Source organism: Rhodococcus sp. PAMC28707 (assembly GCF_004795915.1).
Taxonomy (GTDB): Bacteria; Actinomycetota; Actinomycetes; order Mycobacteriales; family Mycobacteriaceae; genus Rhodococcoides.
This window is the reverse complement of record NZ_CP039253.1, coordinates 1,168,585-1,184,883: the sequence shown is the minus strand read 5'-3', so window position 1 is coordinate 1,184,883 and position 16,299 is coordinate 1,168,585. Positions and strand designations below refer to the sequence as shown.

General features: G+C 62.7%; 18 protein-coding genes and 1 pseudogene. 12 read left to right on the top strand and 7 right to left on the bottom strand.

Translation table 11 applies throughout. From position 1 onward, the window contains the following. Positions 1 to 174 precede the first annotated feature (174 nt). The 6 genes from E5720_RS05325 (at position 175) to E5720_RS05300 (ending at position 8,338) form a co-directional block, all read left to right on the top strand. Positions 175 to 1,101, top strand: a complete 927-nt coding sequence (locus E5720_RS05325; protein ID WP_247596177.1) for a DUF5336 domain-containing protein — start codon at positions 175 to 177, stop codon at positions 1,099 to 1,101. A 57-nt stretch (positions 1,102 to 1,158) separates the two neighbouring features. After that, entirely contained in the window at positions 1,159 to 2,688 is a 1,530-nt protein-coding gene (locus E5720_RS05320) for a DUF6350 family protein (RefSeq protein WP_247596176.1), read from the top strand. 37 nt (positions 2,689 to 2,725) lie between these two features. Then, a complete protein-coding gene (purN, locus tag E5720_RS05315) occupies positions 2,726 to 3,367 on the top strand; it encodes a phosphoribosylglycinamide formyltransferase (protein WP_136169776.1) in 642 nt (213 codons plus the stop codon). Further along, positions 3,364 to 4,917: a bifunctional phosphoribosylaminoimidazolecarboxamide formyltransferase/IMP cyclohydrolase gene (gene purH / locus E5720_RS05310; RefSeq protein WP_136169775.1), complete on the top strand. Its 1,554-nt coding sequence runs from the start codon at positions 3,364 to 3,366 to the stop codon at positions 4,915 to 4,917. The genes purN and purH overlap by 4 nt, the downstream gene beginning before the upstream one ends. An 86-nt stretch (positions 4,918 to 5,003) precedes the next feature. After that, positions 5,004 to 6,389 carry a sigma 54-interacting transcriptional regulator gene (locus tag E5720_RS05305; RefSeq protein WP_247596175.1) on the top strand — a complete coding sequence of 462 codons (1,386 nt, stop codon included), beginning with the start codon at positions 5,004 to 5,006 and terminating at the stop codon, positions 6,387 to 6,389. After that, positions 6,389 to 8,338 (top strand): VWA domain-containing protein, encoded by a 1,950-nt coding sequence (locus tag E5720_RS05300; protein ID WP_136169774.1) that lies wholly within the window; start codon positions 6,389 to 6,391, stop codon positions 8,336 to 8,338. Before E5720_RS05305 ends, E5720_RS05300 begins: the two co-directional genes overlap by 1 nt. 24 nt (positions 8,339 to 8,362) lie before the next feature. On the opposite strand, the gene E5720_RS05295 is transcribed toward E5720_RS05300, so the two are convergent. The 5 genes and pseudogenes from E5720_RS05295 to rpmB form a co-directional block, all read right to left on the bottom strand. Continuing rightward, complete coding sequence (locus E5720_RS05295) at positions 8,363 to 8,830, bottom strand: hypothetical protein (RefSeq protein WP_136169773.1); 468 nt, start codon at positions 8,828 to 8,830, stop codon at positions 8,363 to 8,365. A 57-nt stretch (positions 8,831 to 8,887) separates the two neighbouring features. Next, complete coding sequence (locus tag E5720_RS05290; protein WP_136169772.1) at positions 8,888 to 9,811, bottom strand: AEC family transporter; 924 nt, start codon at positions 9,809 to 9,811, stop codon at positions 8,888 to 8,890. A gap of 111 nt (positions 9,812 to 9,922) precedes the next feature. Then, positions 9,923 to 10,177, bottom strand: a complete 255-nt coding sequence (gene rpsR, locus E5720_RS05285) for a 30S ribosomal protein S18 (protein WP_084347795.1) — start codon at positions 10,175 to 10,177, stop codon at positions 9,923 to 9,925. A gap of 14 nt (positions 10,178 to 10,191) precedes the next feature. Continuing rightward, positions 10,192 to 10,371, bottom strand: a pseudogene (locus E5720_RS05280) (30S ribosomal protein S14); the annotation flags it as partial. 44 nt (positions 10,372 to 10,415) lie between these two features. Continuing rightward, positions 10,416 to 10,652 (bottom strand): 50S ribosomal protein L28, encoded by a 237-nt coding sequence (rpmB, locus tag E5720_RS05275; protein WP_136169770.1) that lies wholly within the window; start codon positions 10,650 to 10,652, stop codon positions 10,416 to 10,418. Between the two features lie 76 nt (positions 10,653 to 10,728). Between rpmB and E5720_RS05270 the strand changes: the two genes are divergently transcribed. From E5720_RS05270 to E5720_RS05245, 6 genes are read left to right on the top strand one after another with little or no spacing between them, the layout of a single operon-like run. After that, entirely contained in the window at positions 10,729 to 12,021 is a 1,293-nt protein-coding gene (locus E5720_RS05270) for a GTP-binding protein (protein WP_136169769.1), read from the top strand. Beyond that, positions 12,018 to 12,278, top strand: coding sequence for a type B 50S ribosomal protein L31 (locus E5720_RS05265; RefSeq protein WP_136169768.1), 261 nt, complete (start codon positions 12,018 to 12,020; stop codon positions 12,276 to 12,278). The genes E5720_RS05270 and E5720_RS05265 overlap by 4 nt, the downstream gene beginning before the upstream one ends. A 3-nt stretch (positions 12,279 to 12,281) precedes the next feature. Continuing rightward, the gene (gene rpmF, locus E5720_RS05260) at positions 12,282 to 12,449 is read left to right on the top strand and encodes a 50S ribosomal protein L32 (RefSeq protein WP_136169767.1); all 168 of its coding nucleotides are present in this window, start codon (positions 12,282 to 12,284) and stop codon (positions 12,447 to 12,449) included. 19 nt (positions 12,450 to 12,468) lie between these two features. Beyond that, the gene (locus E5720_RS05255) at positions 12,469 to 13,533 is read left to right on the top strand and encodes a VIT1/CCC1 family protein (protein WP_136169766.1); all 1,065 of its coding nucleotides are present in this window, start codon (positions 12,469 to 12,471) and stop codon (positions 13,531 to 13,533) included. A 40-nt stretch (positions 13,534 to 13,573) separates the two neighbouring features. Further along, positions 13,574 to 14,719, top strand: a complete 1,146-nt coding sequence (locus E5720_RS05250; protein WP_136169765.1) for a lipase family protein — start codon at positions 13,574 to 13,576, stop codon at positions 14,717 to 14,719. Between the two features lie 26 nt (positions 14,720 to 14,745). After that, the gene (locus E5720_RS05245; protein WP_136169764.1) at positions 14,746 to 15,183 is read left to right on the top strand and encodes a VOC family protein; all 438 of its coding nucleotides are present in this window, start codon (positions 14,746 to 14,748) and stop codon (positions 15,181 to 15,183) included. A gap of 31 nt (positions 15,184 to 15,214) precedes the next feature. Here E5720_RS05245 and E5720_RS05240 read toward each other — a convergent pair whose 3' ends face one another. Continuing rightward, positions 15,215 to 15,592, bottom strand: a complete 378-nt coding sequence (locus E5720_RS05240; RefSeq protein ID WP_136169763.1) for a hypothetical protein — start codon at positions 15,590 to 15,592, stop codon at positions 15,215 to 15,217. Positions 15,593 to 15,607: 15 nt separating this feature from the next. Beyond that, positions 15,608 to 16,144, bottom strand: a complete 537-nt coding sequence (locus E5720_RS05235) for a DUF3558 domain-containing protein (RefSeq protein WP_168708285.1) — start codon at positions 16,142 to 16,144, stop codon at positions 15,608 to 15,610. Positions 16,145 to 16,299 lie beyond the last annotated feature (155 nt).

Sequence of the window (16,299 nt, the reverse complement as noted above, 5' to 3'; positions counted from 1 at the left end):
TACGGAGCCGGCGGATACGGTAGCCAAGGCCCGTCCTACGGTGCGACCCCACAGGGTCCATCGCCACAGGGTCAGTCATCGCAGGGGCCCACTTCGCAGGGTCCGTCTCAGCAGACGCCTGGGCAGCAGTCGTACTCGCAACCAGGTCAGTACTCGCCGTCGCCTGCTTCGAATATGTCGCCTGCTTCGAATGTGCCGTTGCCGCTTCCACGGATTCTGACGCTGGTCGTAGCAGCACTCGGCGGGATCGGTTTTCTGGTCGGTCTGGCCGGCCAGTACTCGGCGTTCGACGTGTCCAGTAACTTCTTTCAGTTCGGCAACGGTGACCCCACTTCGATCGCGCTGCTGTTGGCCTCGGGTCTCGTGGCAGCGGTCGGATTGCTACCCAAGCAGTCGAGCACCATCGGAATCGCAGCAGCGTTGGCGGTTTCAGGGTGGCTGACGCTGGTATTCCAGTCCTTCAATATCGACTCGGGCGGAGGAATGGGTAGCTCGATCGGTCTGGGAACTGGCGCCATCATCGTGTTGGTACTCGGGTTCATTCAGTCCCTTGCTGCGATCGCCGCACTTCTGTTCGGTGCGGATGTTTTGAAAGTGCCTGCACCTAAGGCTGTTTCGTACGGCCAGCAGAATCAGTTCCAGGGCTATTCGTCAACTCAGGGTTACCGCCAGCCGGGTCAGCAGGCACCGAACTACGGTTATGGTCAGCCACAGCAGAGCTATGGAGGCCCGGTTCAGGGTGGTTACGTTCCACCGACCTACTCGGGACAGCCTGCACCCAATCAGCCTGCGCGCGGACAAAATCCGTCCGGCAGCCTCGGTTACCCGGTCGACCCGCAGCAGCAAGGTTCAAGCGGACCGACGGGCTCTGCCGATCAGGCTTCGCCGTACAGCCAGTACCAGTACGGCCAACCGCCCATGGGTTCTGCTGGATCGGGAGCGCCTCAGCACGCAGTCCCACCCGAGACGCAGGCAGTGCCGACGGATCAGCAGTCCGGAGGGTCATCCACGCCCACAGAGAGTGGCTCGACCGGTGGGCCCTCCTACAGTGAACCCACTCAGGCGTTCGGCACCACTCCCGCCAACGACGACGAGAAGTAGGGGATCTTCGGCGCGCCTGATCCATCGCCTCGCCCGATGGTGAAACCCTCATCCGTGATGAGCGCTCTACTGAATCACGAGAGACGGCGTACGCGGCACCAGACACAGCAGCGTCCACCGCTGCTGACTCCTGTCCAGTCCAGAATGTTGGTCCGGGTCGGCTTCCGGGTTCCGGCCCTCTTGATAGCAATACTTGCTTCGCTCGTTCTGGTCACGCTCGTCTCCGCCAACAGTGAGCTCACCGGGACGCTCGGCGCGATTGCCGGGATGTGGTTCGCCGTACATCAGGTGCCGTTGAGTATTTCCGGAACGGCCCTCGGCGTGTTTCCGTTGCTTCCGACGATTGTGCTCATGGTCGTCGTCGCCCGCGCCGTCCACCGGGTGTCCACGGAGTTCCCGACGCGTCGAGAATTGGGATCGATCTTCGCTGCCGCCGTACTCGGGCCACTGCTCGTCACCGCTGTTGCTTTGGCTGTTGCCACCGATGCCTCGGCCGCTATCGGTCTGTCGAGCCCGAATGCTTTTCACGCGTTTGCTTGGGTCGCCGGAGTTCATGCCATCGCTGCCGCGATCGGTGTGGTGATGGGAGGCTGGCAGTCGCTCGGATTGGCCCCGCGGGTACCGACTTGGGTGGGCGAGGTCGTGCGGCCGACGATGCGCGCCGCGATGGTCCTGATTGCAGGCGGTGCAGCTGTAACGCTCGCGGCGATGGTCGCGTCGTGGTCGACCATGGAGATGCTTCTCGCCGCCGGGAACGGATTCGTCGGCGTCCTCGGGCTCACCGTGCTCTCGATTCTCTATCTACCGAATGTGGTGCTCGGAACTTCTGCGGTGTCGGTTGGATCCGCGGCTCATGTCGGCGAAGCCTCGGTCAGCCTTTTCCACACTGCGGCCGGTCCACTTCCGCCGCTCCCCGTTCTTGCGGTTCTGCCGGAGGGCTCAGCGCAGACGACGTGGTTCTTGATGCTCGTGGTCCCGATCACCGCTGCTGTCATGCTCGGCCGCGATTGCGCACGTCGAACCGTCGACGTGCATTACGCAATGTCCTCCGTTTGGCTCGGAGGCGCGGCAGTGGGGATTCTCGCGGCAGTGGGCGGCTTCGCGGCAGGCGGAAACCTGGGGACGTTCGGCACCGTCGAAATCACGGCGTGGTCGTTCGGTTTGTTGACGTTCGCCTGGTTGGCGGTGGTCGGATCACTCGCTGCCGCACTCACTGCGTGGCGTGGGGGATCGAAGCACGAAGAATCGCTGCCCGAGAAAACTGTGCGCACAAGCGAGCAGCCTGTCCTGACGCCTCGTGCCCAGTCCGTCGATGCACAACAGCCCGTCGATGCCCAACAGCCCGCCGATACCCCACCCGTCGTCCATGAAGAACATGCGCTGGATGCCGAGATAATCGACGTGCCCGAGGCCGTCGACGTGCCTACGACTGCGCAGGAACCCGAGGAGGCTGCATCGGCAGCCGCAGACGTCGTCGAGGCAGAGGTCGTCGACTTGGCTGCGCCACCGACGTCGGACGTGGAGGAACCGGTCGAGGTGAAGTCCACAGAGGACCTGCCCGTCAAGCCTGCAGAGCGCAACGACTAGTCTTTGTGCTGGCCCGGATCGACGGGCAACCACGACGATTCTCAGGAGAACTGCGCTGACTGCCTCGCGTGAGCACCGAGCACGAGTCGTTGTCCTTGCTTCGGGCACCGGCTCGCTGTTGCAGTCGCTGATCGCAGCTGCTGCGGTGGACTCCTACCCAGCGCGCATCACCGCCGTCGGCGTCGACCGCGAGTGCGCCGCTGTAGAGCACGCACGCGCGGCTGACATCACCCACTTCCGTGTCGGGCTTCGTGATTACGCGGACCGCTTGCAGTGGGATGTGGCACTCACCGAATCCGTCGCGAAGCATCAGCCGGATCTCGTCGTCACCGCCGGATTCATGAAGATCCTGGGCCCGAGCTTCATCGATGCTTTCGCCGGGCGGATCATCAACACACACCCGGCGCTGCTGCCGTCCTTTCCCGGTGCACATGCTGTCCGGGACGCGATCGAATACGGCGTCAAGCTGACGGGGTCGACGGTGCATCTGGTCGACTCTGGTGTCGATACCGGGCCGATCTTGGCCCAAGAGGCCGTGGCAGTGCACGAAGGCGACAGTGAATCGTCGCTGCACGAGAGAATCAAAACTGTGGAACGACGGCTGCTGGTCGATGTGATCGCGGCCGTGGCCACCCGAGGTGTTGTCTCCGATGGACGAAAGGCTCAGATTAGGCGATGAGTGAACGTAAAGCAGTGCGGCGTGCGTTGGTCAGTGTTTACGACAAGACCGGACTGATCGAACTCGCGACCGGTTTGCACAACGCAGGCGTCGCCCTCGTGTCCACCGGTTCCACAGCGTCGAAGATCGCCGACGCGGGGATTCCGGTCACGAAGGTCGAGGATCTCACCGGCTTCCCCGAGACGCTCGACGGCCGGGTCAAGACCCTGCACCCACGCGTTCATGCCGGAGTGCTCGCGGACACGCGTCGGCCCGAGCATCTCGCGCAGCTCGAAGAGCTCGGTATCGAGGCGTTCGAGCTCGTCGTCGTCAATCTTTACCCGTTCACCGAGACTGTTCGTAGTGGCGCGAGCGAAGACGAATGTGTCGAGCAAATCGATATCGGTGGACCGTCGATGGTTCGCGCTGCGGCGAAGAATCATCCCTCGGTGGCCGTGGTTGTGGATCCGGCTCGGTACGAAGATGTTCTCGCTGCCGTATCCGGTGGCGGATTCACTCTCGCCGAACGCACTGCCCTTGCGGCGCAAGCGTTTGCACAGACTGCGTCGTACGACGTCGCAGTCGCATCGTGGATGAGCAGTGTCCTCGTGAGTGATCCCGAGTCGACATTCCCCGAGTGGATCGGTGGCACGTGGGACCGGTCGGCAGTGCTTCGGTACGGCGAGAATCCGCACCAGGCTGCTGCGCTGTACATCGACCCAGCGGGTGACGGCATTGCGCAGGCGAAGCAGTTGCACGGTAAGGAGATGTCGTACAACAACTTCACCGATGCCGACGCCGCGTGGCGGGCTGCGTTCGACCACTCTGCACCGACCGTTGCGATCGTCAAACATGCCAACCCGTGCGGTATCGCGTTGGGCGAGAACATCGCCGAGGCCCATCGCAAAGCGCACGCCTGTGATCCGGTCAGCGCATACGGCGGCGTCATCGCAGCCAACCGCGAGGTGACCGTCGAGATGGCGGAGCAGGTAGCGGAGATTTTCACCGAGGTCATCGTCGCGCCGTCGTACGCTGATGGTGCGTTGGGAGTTCTCCAGCGTAAGAAGAACATTCGTGTGCTCCTTACTACGCCGCCGTCGCCGGAGGGTATCGAGCTGAAGCCGATTTCGGGCGGCACGCTCCTGCAGCAGCGGGACGCGATCGACGCCGATGGGGACAATCCGGCCAACTGGACCCTCGCAGCCGGGGAGCCGGCCGACGAACAGACGCTGAAGGATCTCGAATTCGCTTGGCGTGCATGTAGAGCAGTCAAGTCCAACGCGATTCTTCTGGCGCACGACGGGGCTTCGGTCGGCGTCGGAATGGGCCAGGTCAATCGCGTCGATGCAGCTCATCTGGCGGTTCAGCGGGCAGGCGAACGCGTCGAAGGTTCGGTCGCGTCCTCGGATGCTTTCTTCCCGTTCCCCGACGGGTTGCAGGTCTTGCTGAGCGCAGGGGTGCGGGCTGTTGTACAGCCCGGCGGATCGGTACGCGACAACGAGGTCATCGCCGCCGCTCAGGATGCCGGTGTCACGTTGTATCTGACGGGTGCACGGCACTTCGCGCACTAGAGTTCGCAGTTGTGCATCCCCGCTCGTCGGGACACCCGAATCAGGGTGGGGGTGCACAAATGTGCGAACGCTCGTAACGTGGTGAAGTGACCTCTATCAAACCTGGCATGACCACCGTCGGCGAACTGCGCGCATCCGGACACGTACAGCGTTCGGTCAAGGAAGAACTCCGGGACAATCTGCTCGACGCCCTTCGCGAAGGGACGTCGGCGTGGCCGGGAATCGTCGGCTTCGACAGGACGGTTCTGCCACAGCTCGAGCGCGCCATCATTGCCGGCCATGACGTCGTCCTGCTCGGGGAGCGAGGGCAAGGCAAGACGCGCCTGCTGCGTACCTTGCACCTGTTGCTCGACGAGTGGTCGCCTGTGATCGAGGGTTCCGAACTGGGCGAGCATCCGTACGAGCCGATCACCCCGGCGAGTATCAGGAAGGCCGCCGAGTTCGGTGAGGCTCTGGGCATCGGTTGGCGCCACCGCAGCGAGCGGTATGCGGAGAAGTTGGCGACGCCCGATACTTCTGTTGCAGACCTCGTCGGCGACGTCGACCCGGTCAAGGTCGCCGAAGGCCGCAGCCTCGGTGATCCGGAGACCATCCACTTCGGGCTGGTTCCGCGAAGTCACCGCGGAATTGTCGCGATCAACGAACTCCCCGATCTCGCCGAGCGCATCCAGGTGTCGCTACTCAACGTCATGGAAGAGCGCGACATCCAGGTCCGCGGGTACACCCTCCGGCTACCCCTCGACGTCTTGCTCGTCGCGAGTGCGAACCCCGAGGACTACACCAATCGTGGTCGCATCATCACGCCGCTGAAGGACCGCTTCGGCGCCGAGATCCGCACGCATTACCCGATCGCGCTCGGCGACGAGGTCTCGGTCATCGAGCAGGAGGCGGAGCTGACAGCGACGGTTCCGTCGTATCTGCTCGAGGTTCTGGCGCGCTTCACCAGACTTCTGCGTGAGTCGCCGTCGATCGATCAGCGTTCGGGTGTGTCTGCGCGCTTCGCGATCGCGGCGGCCGAGACCATCTCGGCTGCGGCCATTCATCGAGCGGCCGTGCTCGGCGAGGCCGATGCGGTAGCGCGTCCGGTGGATTTGGGCACGATCATCGAGGTTCTGCGCGGCAAGGTCGAGTTCGAATCAGGGGAAGAGGGCCGCGAGGTCGAGGTGCTCGAGCATCTGCTGCGTCGTGCCACGGCCGATACCGTCCGTGAGCAACTCGGTGGAATCAATTTGGCCCCGTTGGTGACCGCGATCGAGCAGGGCGAGCCGGTGGTGACGGGTGACCGGATCACCGCCAAAGCGTTGCTCGGAGAGCTTCCCGATCTCGAGGTGCTCGACGAGGTTTCGGCTCGGCTCGATGCGTCTTCCGATGGCGAGCGGGCCGCGGCAACCGAGCTTGCACTCGAAGGGTTGTATTTGGCTCGCCGGATCGCCAAGGATCCCGACGAAGACGGTCAGACGGTGTACAGCTGATGTCGGCCAGCAGATACGGTCGATATCACGGAGGACCCGATCCGCTGGCTCCTCCGGTCGATCTGAGGGAAGCACTCGAATCGATCGGTAACGATGTCCTCGAGGGGGCATCTCCGCGTAGGGCTTTGCAAGAGATGTTGCGACGCGGTACGCAGAACATGCGTGGTCTCGACGATCTTGCGGCTCAGGCCAACCGTCGTCGTCGAGACATGTTGCGTAAGAACAATTTGGACGGCACCCTTCAGGAGGTTCGCGAGCTCCTCGACAAGGCTGTGCTCGAAGAACGCAAGACGCTCGCTCGCGCACTGGATGACGATGCGCGCTTCAAGGAGATGCAGATCGGCGATCTGTCACCGTCCACCGCGCAGGCAGTGCAGGAACTGGCGGACTACGACTGGCGCTCGTCGGAGTCGCGGGAGAACTACGAGAAGATCAAGGATCTGCTCGGTCGCGAGATGCTCGATCAACGTTTCGCCGGCATGAAGAAAGCGCTCGAAGGTGCCACCGATGAGGATCGGCAGGCGATCAGCGAGATGCTGAAAGATCTGAACGAGTTGCTCGACGCGCACAACAAGGGCGAGGACACGGACGCGCAGTTCGACGAGTTCATGAACAAGCATGGGCAGCACTTCCCGGAGAACCCACAGAACGTGGAAGAGCTTCTCGATTCGCTTGCGCAGCGAGCTGCGGCAGCTCAGCGCCTGAGAAACTCCCTCAGTCCGGAGCAACGCGCTGAGCTGGACGCGCTGGCGCAACAGGCATTCGGTGATTCGAGTCTGCTGAGCCAGCTGGACCAACTCGATCAGAACCTACAGGCGGCAAGGCCAGGTGAGGATTGGGACGGATCGCAGAACTTCCGCGGTGAGAACGGTATGGGCCTCGGCGATGGCACGGGTGCGCTGCAGGACATCGCTGACCTCGAGAATCTGGGAAACCAACTGTCGCAACAGTACAACGGTGCTGCGCTGGACGATATCGATGCGGAATCGCTCCTCAAACAGCTCGGCCCGGAAGCTGCAGCGGATGCGCGAATGCTGTCGGAACTCGAAAAGGCTTTGCAGCAGCAGGGTTTCATGGACAAGGGAGCCGACGGTCAGTGGCGGCTGTCACCGAAGGCGATGCGTCAGCTCGGACAGTCGGCGCTCCGTGATGTCGCAGGCAAGCTTTCCCGACGCGGTGGCGAGCGAGATACCCGCAAGGCGGGTGCGATGGGGGAGCCGACCGGGGCGTCGAGGGCATGGGAGTTCGGTGATACCGAGCCGTGGGACGTCACGCGCACGGTCAACAACGCGGTGTTGCGCACGGCAGCCCAAGGAGCGAGTTTTCCGGTGTCCTTGCAGGTCACGGACGTCGAGATCAGTGAGACCGAAACTCGAACGCAGGCGGCCGTCGCGCTGCTCGTCGATACTTCTTTCTCGATGGTGATGGACGGTCGGTGGGTGCCGATGAAGCGCACGGCGTTGGCGCTCGAGCATCTGGTGAGCACGCGGTTTCGGGGCGACGATCTACAGTTGATCGGGTTCGGGCGTCACGCGCAGAAGTTGACGGCGTCGGAGTTGGCAGGCTTGGACGGCGCCTACGATCAGGGCACGAACCTGCACCACGCCTTGCTGTTGGCGGGTCGGCATCTGCGACGTCATCCCAACGCGCAACCGGTGGTGCTGATCGTGACGGATGGTGAGCCCACGGCGCATTTGGAACCGGACGGGAATGCGTATTTCGACTATCCGCCGAGTCCGCGCACTCTGGGTCTCACAGTCCGGGAGTTGGACAATATTGCGAAACTCGGTGCGCAGGTGACTATTTTTCGCCTCGGTGACGATCCGGGGCTTGCGCGTGTCGTCGATCGGATGGCCGAACGGGTCGGTGGGCGAGTCATTGCGCCGGATCTGGATGGTCTCGGCGCAGCTGTGGTCAGTGACTATCTGAAGCGGCGTCGAAAGTCCTGAATCTTTGTCGGGCTTTTTCGCCTGTTATGCCGCGTTGACGACGGTGCGATCTCCGAGCGGGCTGTGCAGCGTCATCTGCATCGTGCCGTATACGGCCACCATGATGCAGGCTTTGTCTGCCGCTTCCTGGCGTGTGCCTGTTCTTAGCGCGATCACCACTTCGGTATCGGTTTCGGTGACCTTCGCGTCGGCGCCATAGCACTCGGGCGTACCGGTGACGAAGTGGATGGCGATGGTGTTGGGAGAGATCTGACTCCACGATTCGAACGGTGTCGGCGCCGCGCGAATCAGTTCGGGTGTCGATTCGAACATCGTCCCGACCTCTCCGACAGGGACCTCGACAGGAACAGGCGGGGAACTAGGGGAGCGCAATGGGTCGGTGGCGGCTGGACTGCTAGTGGTATCGACGTCGACGCGCCCTGCCGTCGTCGCCTCGCTCGCGCAGCCGACGAGCAGGATGCACAACAAAACTCCCGCAGCCAGAAACCTCATGCTTCCAAGGTAGCGCCGTGAGCTGAGTAGAACCTTTGGGTTGCGCAAGAGTTGTCCTCAGGCCAACAATGCCGTGACGAGTGCGATGGCAGGGATCGAGAGAAGCGTTGTCACGAAGGCTGTGTCCCTGGCCATGACGACGCCACGGTTGTATCGGCTGGCGAAGACGAACACGTTCTGCGCGGTGGGGAGAGCGGAGATGACGGTGATGGCGAAAAGCTCGTGTCCCTCCGCGCCGAGGAGCCGAGCCAACAGGTAGCCGAGGACGGGTTGCAGAATCATCTTCAAGCCGGTGGCGAGTGCTACGTCTCGCCGCGGACTGACGCCCTTCTGGAGTACTCGGGTCCCGTACAGCGACAGACCGAAGGCCAGCAGTGCACCGGGGACGGCGGTTCCCGCGACGAGTTCGAAGGGTTGCATCAGGGCTTCGGGCAGTTCGAGTCCGGTGATGGACAGGGCGAGGCCGAGTCCGCCGGCAAGCACGATCGGGTTTCTGAACGGCGCGATGAGGATGTTGCGCAGTGACGCCTTCTTGCCCATCGTCGAGATGTCGAGAATCGTGAGCGCAAGCGGCGAGTAGATCATGATCTGAAAGAGCAGGAGTGGGGCAACGAAAGTTGCGTCGCCGAGCACGTAGACGGCGATCGGGATTCCGAGGTTCGCGGCGTTGACATATGACGAGGCGAGGCCGCCGATCGTCGCTTCCGGGGTAGGTCGTTTCGACACCAGCTTGGCGATGAGCAGATAGATGGATCCGACCACCAGCGCGGACACCCCGGCGACTGCGAGGGTCGGCGAGAGAACGACCGCGAGATCCGACGTCGCCATCGTGACGAACAGCAGAGCCGGGGTCGCGACGAAGAAGACGAGTCGGCTCAGGACGAATTGGCCGTGGTCACCGAGAACCGCGAGCCGCGCCAGCATGTATCCCAGCGCGATGATGACGAAGATGACCGTGAAACCTTCGAGAACTCCGGACATGAAGGTTTCAGGGTCTCGATTCGGATCGGTAGTAGGGCGCCTCCAACTTTAGTGGCTCACGAGAAAGGCCACGCACCCGAAGGATGCGTGGCCTTTCTGAAAAGACTGTGATCAGCGGCTGGTGAACGGCAGCAAGGCCATCTCACGAGCGTTCTTCACTGCGACGGCGACCTGACGCTGCTGCTGCGGCGTGAGGCCGGTGACGCGACGGCTACGAATCTTGCCGCGGTCGGAAATGAACTGACGAAGAAGGTTGATGTCCTTGTAGTCCACCGTGGTGACCTTGGCGGCGTTCAACGGGTTCTTCTTGGGTCGACGGCCAACCTCTGCGCGGACCTTCTTCGACGGTGCTCTCTTGACTGCCATCTCTACCTTTTCCCTTACCAGCTCGACTTATGGACGCCATGCAGCTCCTCGCGGCGCGCGGGCTCGCACATGTCGATGCGTGAGAGTCCACACTTCCGCAGGTAACCGCGCGGAGGTCCATCCGCAGCGTCGCGATTGCGCAATCGTACCGGACTCGAAGCGCGCGGCAAACGCTGCAGTGCCACTCGCGTCTCCGTGCTCCCGGAATCGTGGCTGGAGGACTTGGTGATGATGGTCATCAGATCTTGTGCCCTCGGGTGCGGATCCGGGTGATGACGGCATCGATGCCGTCGCGGTCGATGGTCTTGATGCCCTTGGTGGACAGGGTCAGCGTGACGCGTCGGCCGAGGCTGGGGGCGTAGTACGTCTTCCGTTGGATGTTGGGGTCCCACCTTCTGCTGGTTCGGGCGTGTGAGTGTGAAACCGTCTTGCCGAATCCCGGCTTTCGCCCCGTCACTTGGCAATGCGCGGACATACGCGCCCCTCTCTATCGGTAATGAAAATCGTATTCGACAACTGGACGCGACGAATGTAGCGTGCCTTGGGACGCAATGACAATCATTGTCGAAGAGAGGGCCTCAGTGAATCTCCCCACGGACCGCCGCACACCGGTGGTTCTCGTGTCCGGCTGGACCGGAGCCATGGATGCGGTGGTGACCTCACTTCTCACCGAGGGAACCGTCACCGTGCGCCACGACCTCGACCGCGTACGCGAGGGTGTCGTGCGCAGAACCATCTATACGACGGGAGAGCAGCCGCGCGAGACGATCCTCGAACTCGCGCACGGATGCGTTTCCTGCACTCTGCGCCAAGACCTGCTGCCGCTGCTCCGCACACTCTCGAACCGCAGTTCCATCCACCGGATAGTGCTCGCCATGGACCCGGCTCTCGAACCAGCGGTGTTGTGCTGGGCGATCCGGCACATCGTCGTCGAAGGCATCGTCGGTCGGGTCGACGGACCGGCCTCGCGTGACGTCCGCATCGAAGCCGTCATCAATTGCCTCGATGCAGCCACGTGGCTCGACGACGCGACCGGCGACGATTCCCTCGCCGACCGGGGTGCGCCAGCCAGTCACGACGACGAGCGGACGCTTGCCCAGTTGGTAGTCGGGCAGGTCGAGTACGCCGACGCGCTCGTCGTCACGGCAGGCTTCGACGTCGAAAGCTGGGATCGGGGACCGCTCGCCGCAGTCCTGGCGCGGCTCGCGCCAGGCGCCCCCGTTGCGTGGATCGATGTCGATTCCATCGTCGACGGTGAAATGCTGCTCAGCGCAGTGCCTTTCGACGCGCGACGCGGTGCGGTGTCCGATGCGCACTCACCGCTGCTGCGAGGGCAGCCGCCACTCACCGAGGACTGTGGCGTTTCGCTCGTCGAGTTCACCGCATCACGTCCGTTCCACCCGGAGCGGCTCCACGAGGCCGTCGACGTACTGCTCGACGGCGTCGTCAGTGTCCGTGGGCGAGCCTGGGTGGCCACGCAACCGAACGAGGCTCTGTGGGTCGAATCCGCAGGCGGGGGCCTTCGCGTCGCAAGTGCGGGCAAGTGGCTGGCGGCGATGAACTCCAATGAACTGAACCGTGCCGACTTCACCAGACGTGCGATGGCCGCGCTGCGGTGGGACGAGGAGTTCGGTGATCGCGACACCTCTCTCGTGGTGCTGGTTCACACTGCCGATCCGTCGGAAATCGATCGAACACTGCGGTGGGCGCTGGTGTCCGACGACGAAATGCTGATGCGCGAGACGTGGATCACGTGGGCGGACCCATTCGGAAGCAGTCACGAAGATCCCTGCGACAGAATCCAATCCCCATATTCGGATGTCAACAGAGAGGCAACAGAATGAAGAAGAGTATCCACCCTGACTACCACCCGGTGGTGTTTCGGGACGCGGGAACGGGAACACAGTTCCTCACTCGCTCCACCATCACCTCCGCCCGCGATGTCGAGTGGGAGGACGGCGTCGTCTATCCGCTCGTGGTCGTCGACGTCACCAGCGAATCTCACCCGTTCTGGACCGGTGCCACGAGAATCATGGACACCCAGGGGCGCGTCGAGAAGTTCGAAAAGCGTTATGGACGTCGAACCAGGAAGGGTGCCTGAAACATGGCCGTGCCGAAACGAAAGATGTCACGCTCCAACACTCGCAATCGGCGGGCGCAGTGGAAGGCAGTGGTACCGGATCTTGTGACCGTGCGGGTAGACGGCACTAGTTTTCAGGTGCCGCGCAGGTTGGTCAAGGCAGTATCAACGGGTGTCTACGATCCGAGGTAGACGCCGGTAGGTTGACTCCATGGTCCAACCCGCCCCGTCAGCCAAAGACGTCGAACGGTGGCGACGCTACCTCGCCGACGAGTTGGCAGAGGCCGCTGTCTACCGCGATCTCGCTGAGCGTCGCAGCGGTGAGGAGCGAGAAATCCTTCTCGCTCTGGCCGAAGCCGAGGGTCGGCACGAGCGGCATTGGCGCACCTTGCTGGGCGATCGCGTCGGGACGCCACTGAGGGGCGACCTCCGCACGAGGCTGTTGGGGGTGCTCGCGCGGCGGTTCGGGTCGGTGTTCGTGCTGGCGTTGGCGCAGCGGGCAGAGTCCAGGTCACCGTATGCACTCGACGGCGACGCGACCGAAGCGATGATCGCGGACGAGCAGATTCATGCCGAAGTGGTCAGGGCTCTGGCCGCACGTGGGCGCAACAGGTTGTCGGGGACGTTCCGTGCAGCAGTGTTCGGCGCGAACGACGGGTTGGTGAGCAACCTCGCTTTGGTGCTGGGCATCAGCGGCAGCGGGGTCTCCAACCATATTGTCCTGCTGACGGGACTCGCCGGCCTGCTGGCAGGGGCGTTGTCGATGGGGGCAGGGGAGTACGTCTCGGTGCGCTCGCAGCGGGAACTGCTCGAAGCCTCGTCACCCGACCTGGGAGCGCGCGATGCATTGCACAACCTCGACGTCGACGCCAACGAATTGGCACTGGTCTATCGGGCACGTGGAATGAGCTCGGACGAGGCCGAGTCGAAAGCCTCGAAGGTGCTGCAGAGTATGACGGGGGACGACGACCTGGGTCCAGCGGCCGACACCCACGAATCCGTCGGCACGGGCGTCGGGGCTGCAATCGCGAGCTTCTGCTTCTTCGCATCGGGCGCGGTCATCCCAGTGTTGCCCTACCTCGTAGGAATGGAAGGCGTTGCAGCACTTGTGGTTGCGTCGGTACTGGTCGGAATTGCGTTGATCTGCACTGGTCTCGTCGTGGGCCTTCTCAGTGGCGGACCACCCGTCAAGCGAGCGCTGCGTCAATTGGCCATCGGTTACGGAGCCGCAGGCGCGACCTACCTGCTCGGAACTTTGTTCGGCGGGGGCGTCTGATTCGGTCGGAATCGCATTTTCTGACGCTAGAGTTCCTGCCATGCTCGCTGCCGTACGCCGTTTCGCCGCTGTCACAACAGTTGCCGTCCTGCTCGTCGCAGGGTCGGTCGCGTACGCCAGTGCAGAGGAGGTGAACAACTCGCCCGGCACCGTGGTCGCGGTAGAAGATCTTGCCTCGGAACTGTGGTTGCCGGGCGCAGGCGACGCCAAACGAATCACCTATTGGACTGTCGGATCCGACGGAGCGCCCGCGCTGAGCACCGGAGCATTCTTCGTGCCCGAGGGGAATGCGCCAGAAGGCGGCTGGCCCGTCATCGCCTGGGCCCACGGCACATCGGGTCTCGACGACAATTGCACACCGTCCCTCGTCGGCCCGCCCGATCCAGCGCGCGATCGGCAGTACCTCGGAACCTGGCTCGGGCAGGGATACGCGGTCGCCGCGACGGATTACGTCGGACTCGGAACCCCCGGCATCATGTCGTACCTCGACGGCAAACTCGAGGCGCACAACGTCGTCGATTCGGTGAAGGCCTCGAGAACTGTCGAGAAGTCACTGTCCAACAAGTGGGTCGTCGTCGGGCAGTCACAGGGCGGTGGTGCAGCGATCACCACCGCGCGCTACGCCTCCGAGTTCGGCGGCCCCGACCTCGATTACCGGGGAGGCGTCGGGACCGGGGTGCCGGCAAACATCGAACTTGCGCTTCTGCCCGCAGGCCCTGGCTTTCTTCCCATCGCCGTCGGTAAAGGCTTGACGACGTACCTGCTGTACATCCTTGCGGGGTTGCGTTCGGCTCATCCGGAGATCGACATCGACTCTTACCTGACGCCCCTCGGACGCGAGACCGTCGACCGAGCTCAGACACTCTGCGTCCTCGAAGCAGAGGAAGAGTTCGACGGCATTGTCAGCGGCGACTTGTTCTCTCGCCCGCTCAACGAGATACCGAACTTCTACGGACTGATCAACGACTACATGGGGGTTCCGTTCACAGGCTACGACCGACCGGTGTTCATCGCTCAAGGTCTCTACGACACGGATGTGCCTGCGCCGTCGGCACTTTCGTTGGTTGCGCAGATGATCGCCAACGGTCAGCCGGTAACGTTGCATACGTATCCCACCGACCACAGCGGCGCGATGCTCGCATCACAGGCAGACTCGATCCCGTTCGTCGCAGGGCTCTTTCGTTAGGTGCTCGGTGGTGTGAGACTGAGGGTATGGACCAGCGAATTCACTTCCTGACCCTCGCAACTCCCGACCTCGACGCTGCGCGCACGTTCTATTGCAACGGGCTCGGGTGGACGCCTCTGCTGGACGTGCCGGGCGACATCATCTTCTTCCAAACCGCACCCGGGTTGGTACTAGGACTGTTCGACGCCCAGAAGTTCGTCGAAGACATGGGACACAGCGGCGGCCCTGCTTCGGTGAGCGGCCTGACGCTCTCGCACAATGTCGACAACCCCGAGGCGGTCGACGCAGTTGTCTCAGCAGCCTTGGAAGCCGGTGCGACGCTGATCAAGTCACCTCGCCGCGCGGACTTCGGCGGATACCACGGACACTTCGCAGACCCCAACGGATTGATCTGGGAAATCTGTCACAACCCCGGCTGGCGCATCGACGACAACGGGAACGTCCGGTTGACCGAGGTGTCATAACGGGTTCGGGTCGGGGTTGGTGTTCGATCGGCTATCTGGGCCCGTCCTGGCCGATCACGGCAGCGTTCGAGTCATCGACATCAGCAGTCGCGTCGAAGAACTTCCGGAAGACCGCTTGCATTGCCATCACGACGTCGATGTGGCTTTGGAGGACGTCGACCAGGTTGTTTTGGCCACCGACGGCCTTCAACGAAAATTTCTTGGCCAGTGCAATGCCTGAGGGGAATTCGCCCATTCCTCGAACATTGCCGAGGAGAGCCGCTTTCTGTTTCTGAACCCTCAGTACGGACAGGTAATCTTCGCACGCATGATTGCAATCTCGGGCAGCAGTTGGTTCGAGAAACAATTGTCCGGCATCGGCGGCGGTCGCGAGGTCGCCCCAGTGCTGAAGTGGTGAATCGATGGCCATTGTGGTCCTTTGCAGTCAGACTGGTGCGGGGAGGTAGCTCTCTAGATCGGCTGCGTGGCTCAGGAGTATTGGACACGGGTGGGAATGTGGTGTCAGACCTCCCATGGCGTAGACGGAAAGCTGTACAAGGCCCTCCTCCGTGTCGATAGCTGCGTCACACCCGTCACCCTGGTCCACTCCGTTGTATCGGAATTGAATAGCTTTTCGGCTACCGATATCGACGTCTTCGATATCTAAATAGTCCGGGTTGCGACGGGCATCATCTATCGAATACTGCAAGGAAAACAAGATACTGAAGTAGTACCAAGCGTCACCTGCAGGTCCGGACCAGGTGCAGAGGGTCCACTCGTGGACATTGATTCCTTCGCCCCACCCGACTTGCTTTTCTTCCGGATCCAACCCTGTGGCCGCGATGGCGGAGTCGGGGATACTGCAGGGCTCGAATTGCTCGGTGATCCCTGGGACTCCTGCGATAGCTATGCCGTCTACAGGCTGGGCGCAGGCGCACAACATTGTGGCTACCGCCAGAACTGCCGGCCATCGGCGCTGCATCGGACCCCTATCCGTTGGACTCGTCGATAGGTTAGACGCGGGGTCGCGGGATTTGGTTCCGTCTTTCTGCATCTTCGTCGGATCGGCCGTATGGCTTCGAGGAACGTCGACCAGGCTGTCGGGGCCCAGTGAGCTTTGAGCAAGAACTTGCTTAC

Bases quoted from the DNA above. Each gene is read 5' to 3' on its own strand.
- E5720_RS05325 (WP_247596177.1), top strand. From the start codon at position 175: ATGTCGCCTGCTTCGAATGTGCCGTTGCCGCTTCCACGGATTCTGACG.
- E5720_RS05320 (WP_247596176.1), top strand. From the start codon at position 1,159: ATGAGCGCTCTACTGAATCACGAGAGACGGCGTACGCGGCACCAGACA.
- purH (WP_136169775.1), top strand. From the start codon at position 3,364: ATGAGTGAACGTAAAGCAGTGCGGCGTGCGTTGGTCAGTGTTTACGAC.
- E5720_RS05300 (WP_136169774.1), top strand. From the start codon at position 6,389: ATGTCGGCCAGCAGATACGGTCGATATCACGGAGGACCCGATCCGCTG.
- E5720_RS05295 (WP_136169773.1), bottom strand. From the start codon at position 8,830: ATGAGGTTTCTGGCTGCGGGAGTTTTGTTGTGCATCCTGCTCGTCGGC.
- E5720_RS05290 (WP_136169772.1), bottom strand. From the start codon at position 9,811: ATGTCCGGAGTTCTCGAAGGTTTCACGGTCATCTTCGTCATCATCGCG.
- rpsR (WP_084347795.1), bottom strand. From the start codon at position 10,177: ATGGCAGTCAAGAGAGCACCGTCGAAGAAGGTCCGCGCAGAGGTTGGC.
- rpmB (WP_136169770.1), bottom strand. From the start codon at position 10,652: ATGTCCGCGCATTGCCAAGTGACGGGGCGAAAGCCGGGATTCGGCAAG.
- E5720_RS05270 (WP_136169769.1), top strand. From the start codon at position 10,729: ATGACAATCATTGTCGAAGAGAGGGCCTCAGTGAATCTCCCCACGGAC.
- E5720_RS05265 (WP_136169768.1), top strand. From the start codon at position 12,018: ATGAAGAAGAGTATCCACCCTGACTACCACCCGGTGGTGTTTCGGGAC.
- rpmF (WP_136169767.1), top strand. From the start codon at position 12,282: ATGGCCGTGCCGAAACGAAAGATGTCACGCTCCAACACTCGCAATCGG.
- E5720_RS05255 (WP_136169766.1), top strand. From the start codon at position 12,469: ATGGTCCAACCCGCCCCGTCAGCCAAAGACGTCGAACGGTGGCGACGC.
- E5720_RS05250 (WP_136169765.1), top strand. From the start codon at position 13,574: ATGCTCGCTGCCGTACGCCGTTTCGCCGCTGTCACAACAGTTGCCGTC.
- E5720_RS05245 (WP_136169764.1), top strand. From the start codon at position 14,746: ATGGACCAGCGAATTCACTTCCTGACCCTCGCAACTCCCGACCTCGAC.
- E5720_RS05240 (WP_136169763.1), bottom strand. From the start codon at position 15,592: ATGGCCATCGATTCACCACTTCAGCACTGGGGCGACCTCGCGACCGCC.
- E5720_RS05235 (WP_168708285.1), bottom strand. From the start codon at position 16,144: ATGCAGCGCCGATGGCCGGCAGTTCTGGCGGTAGCCACAATGTTGTGC.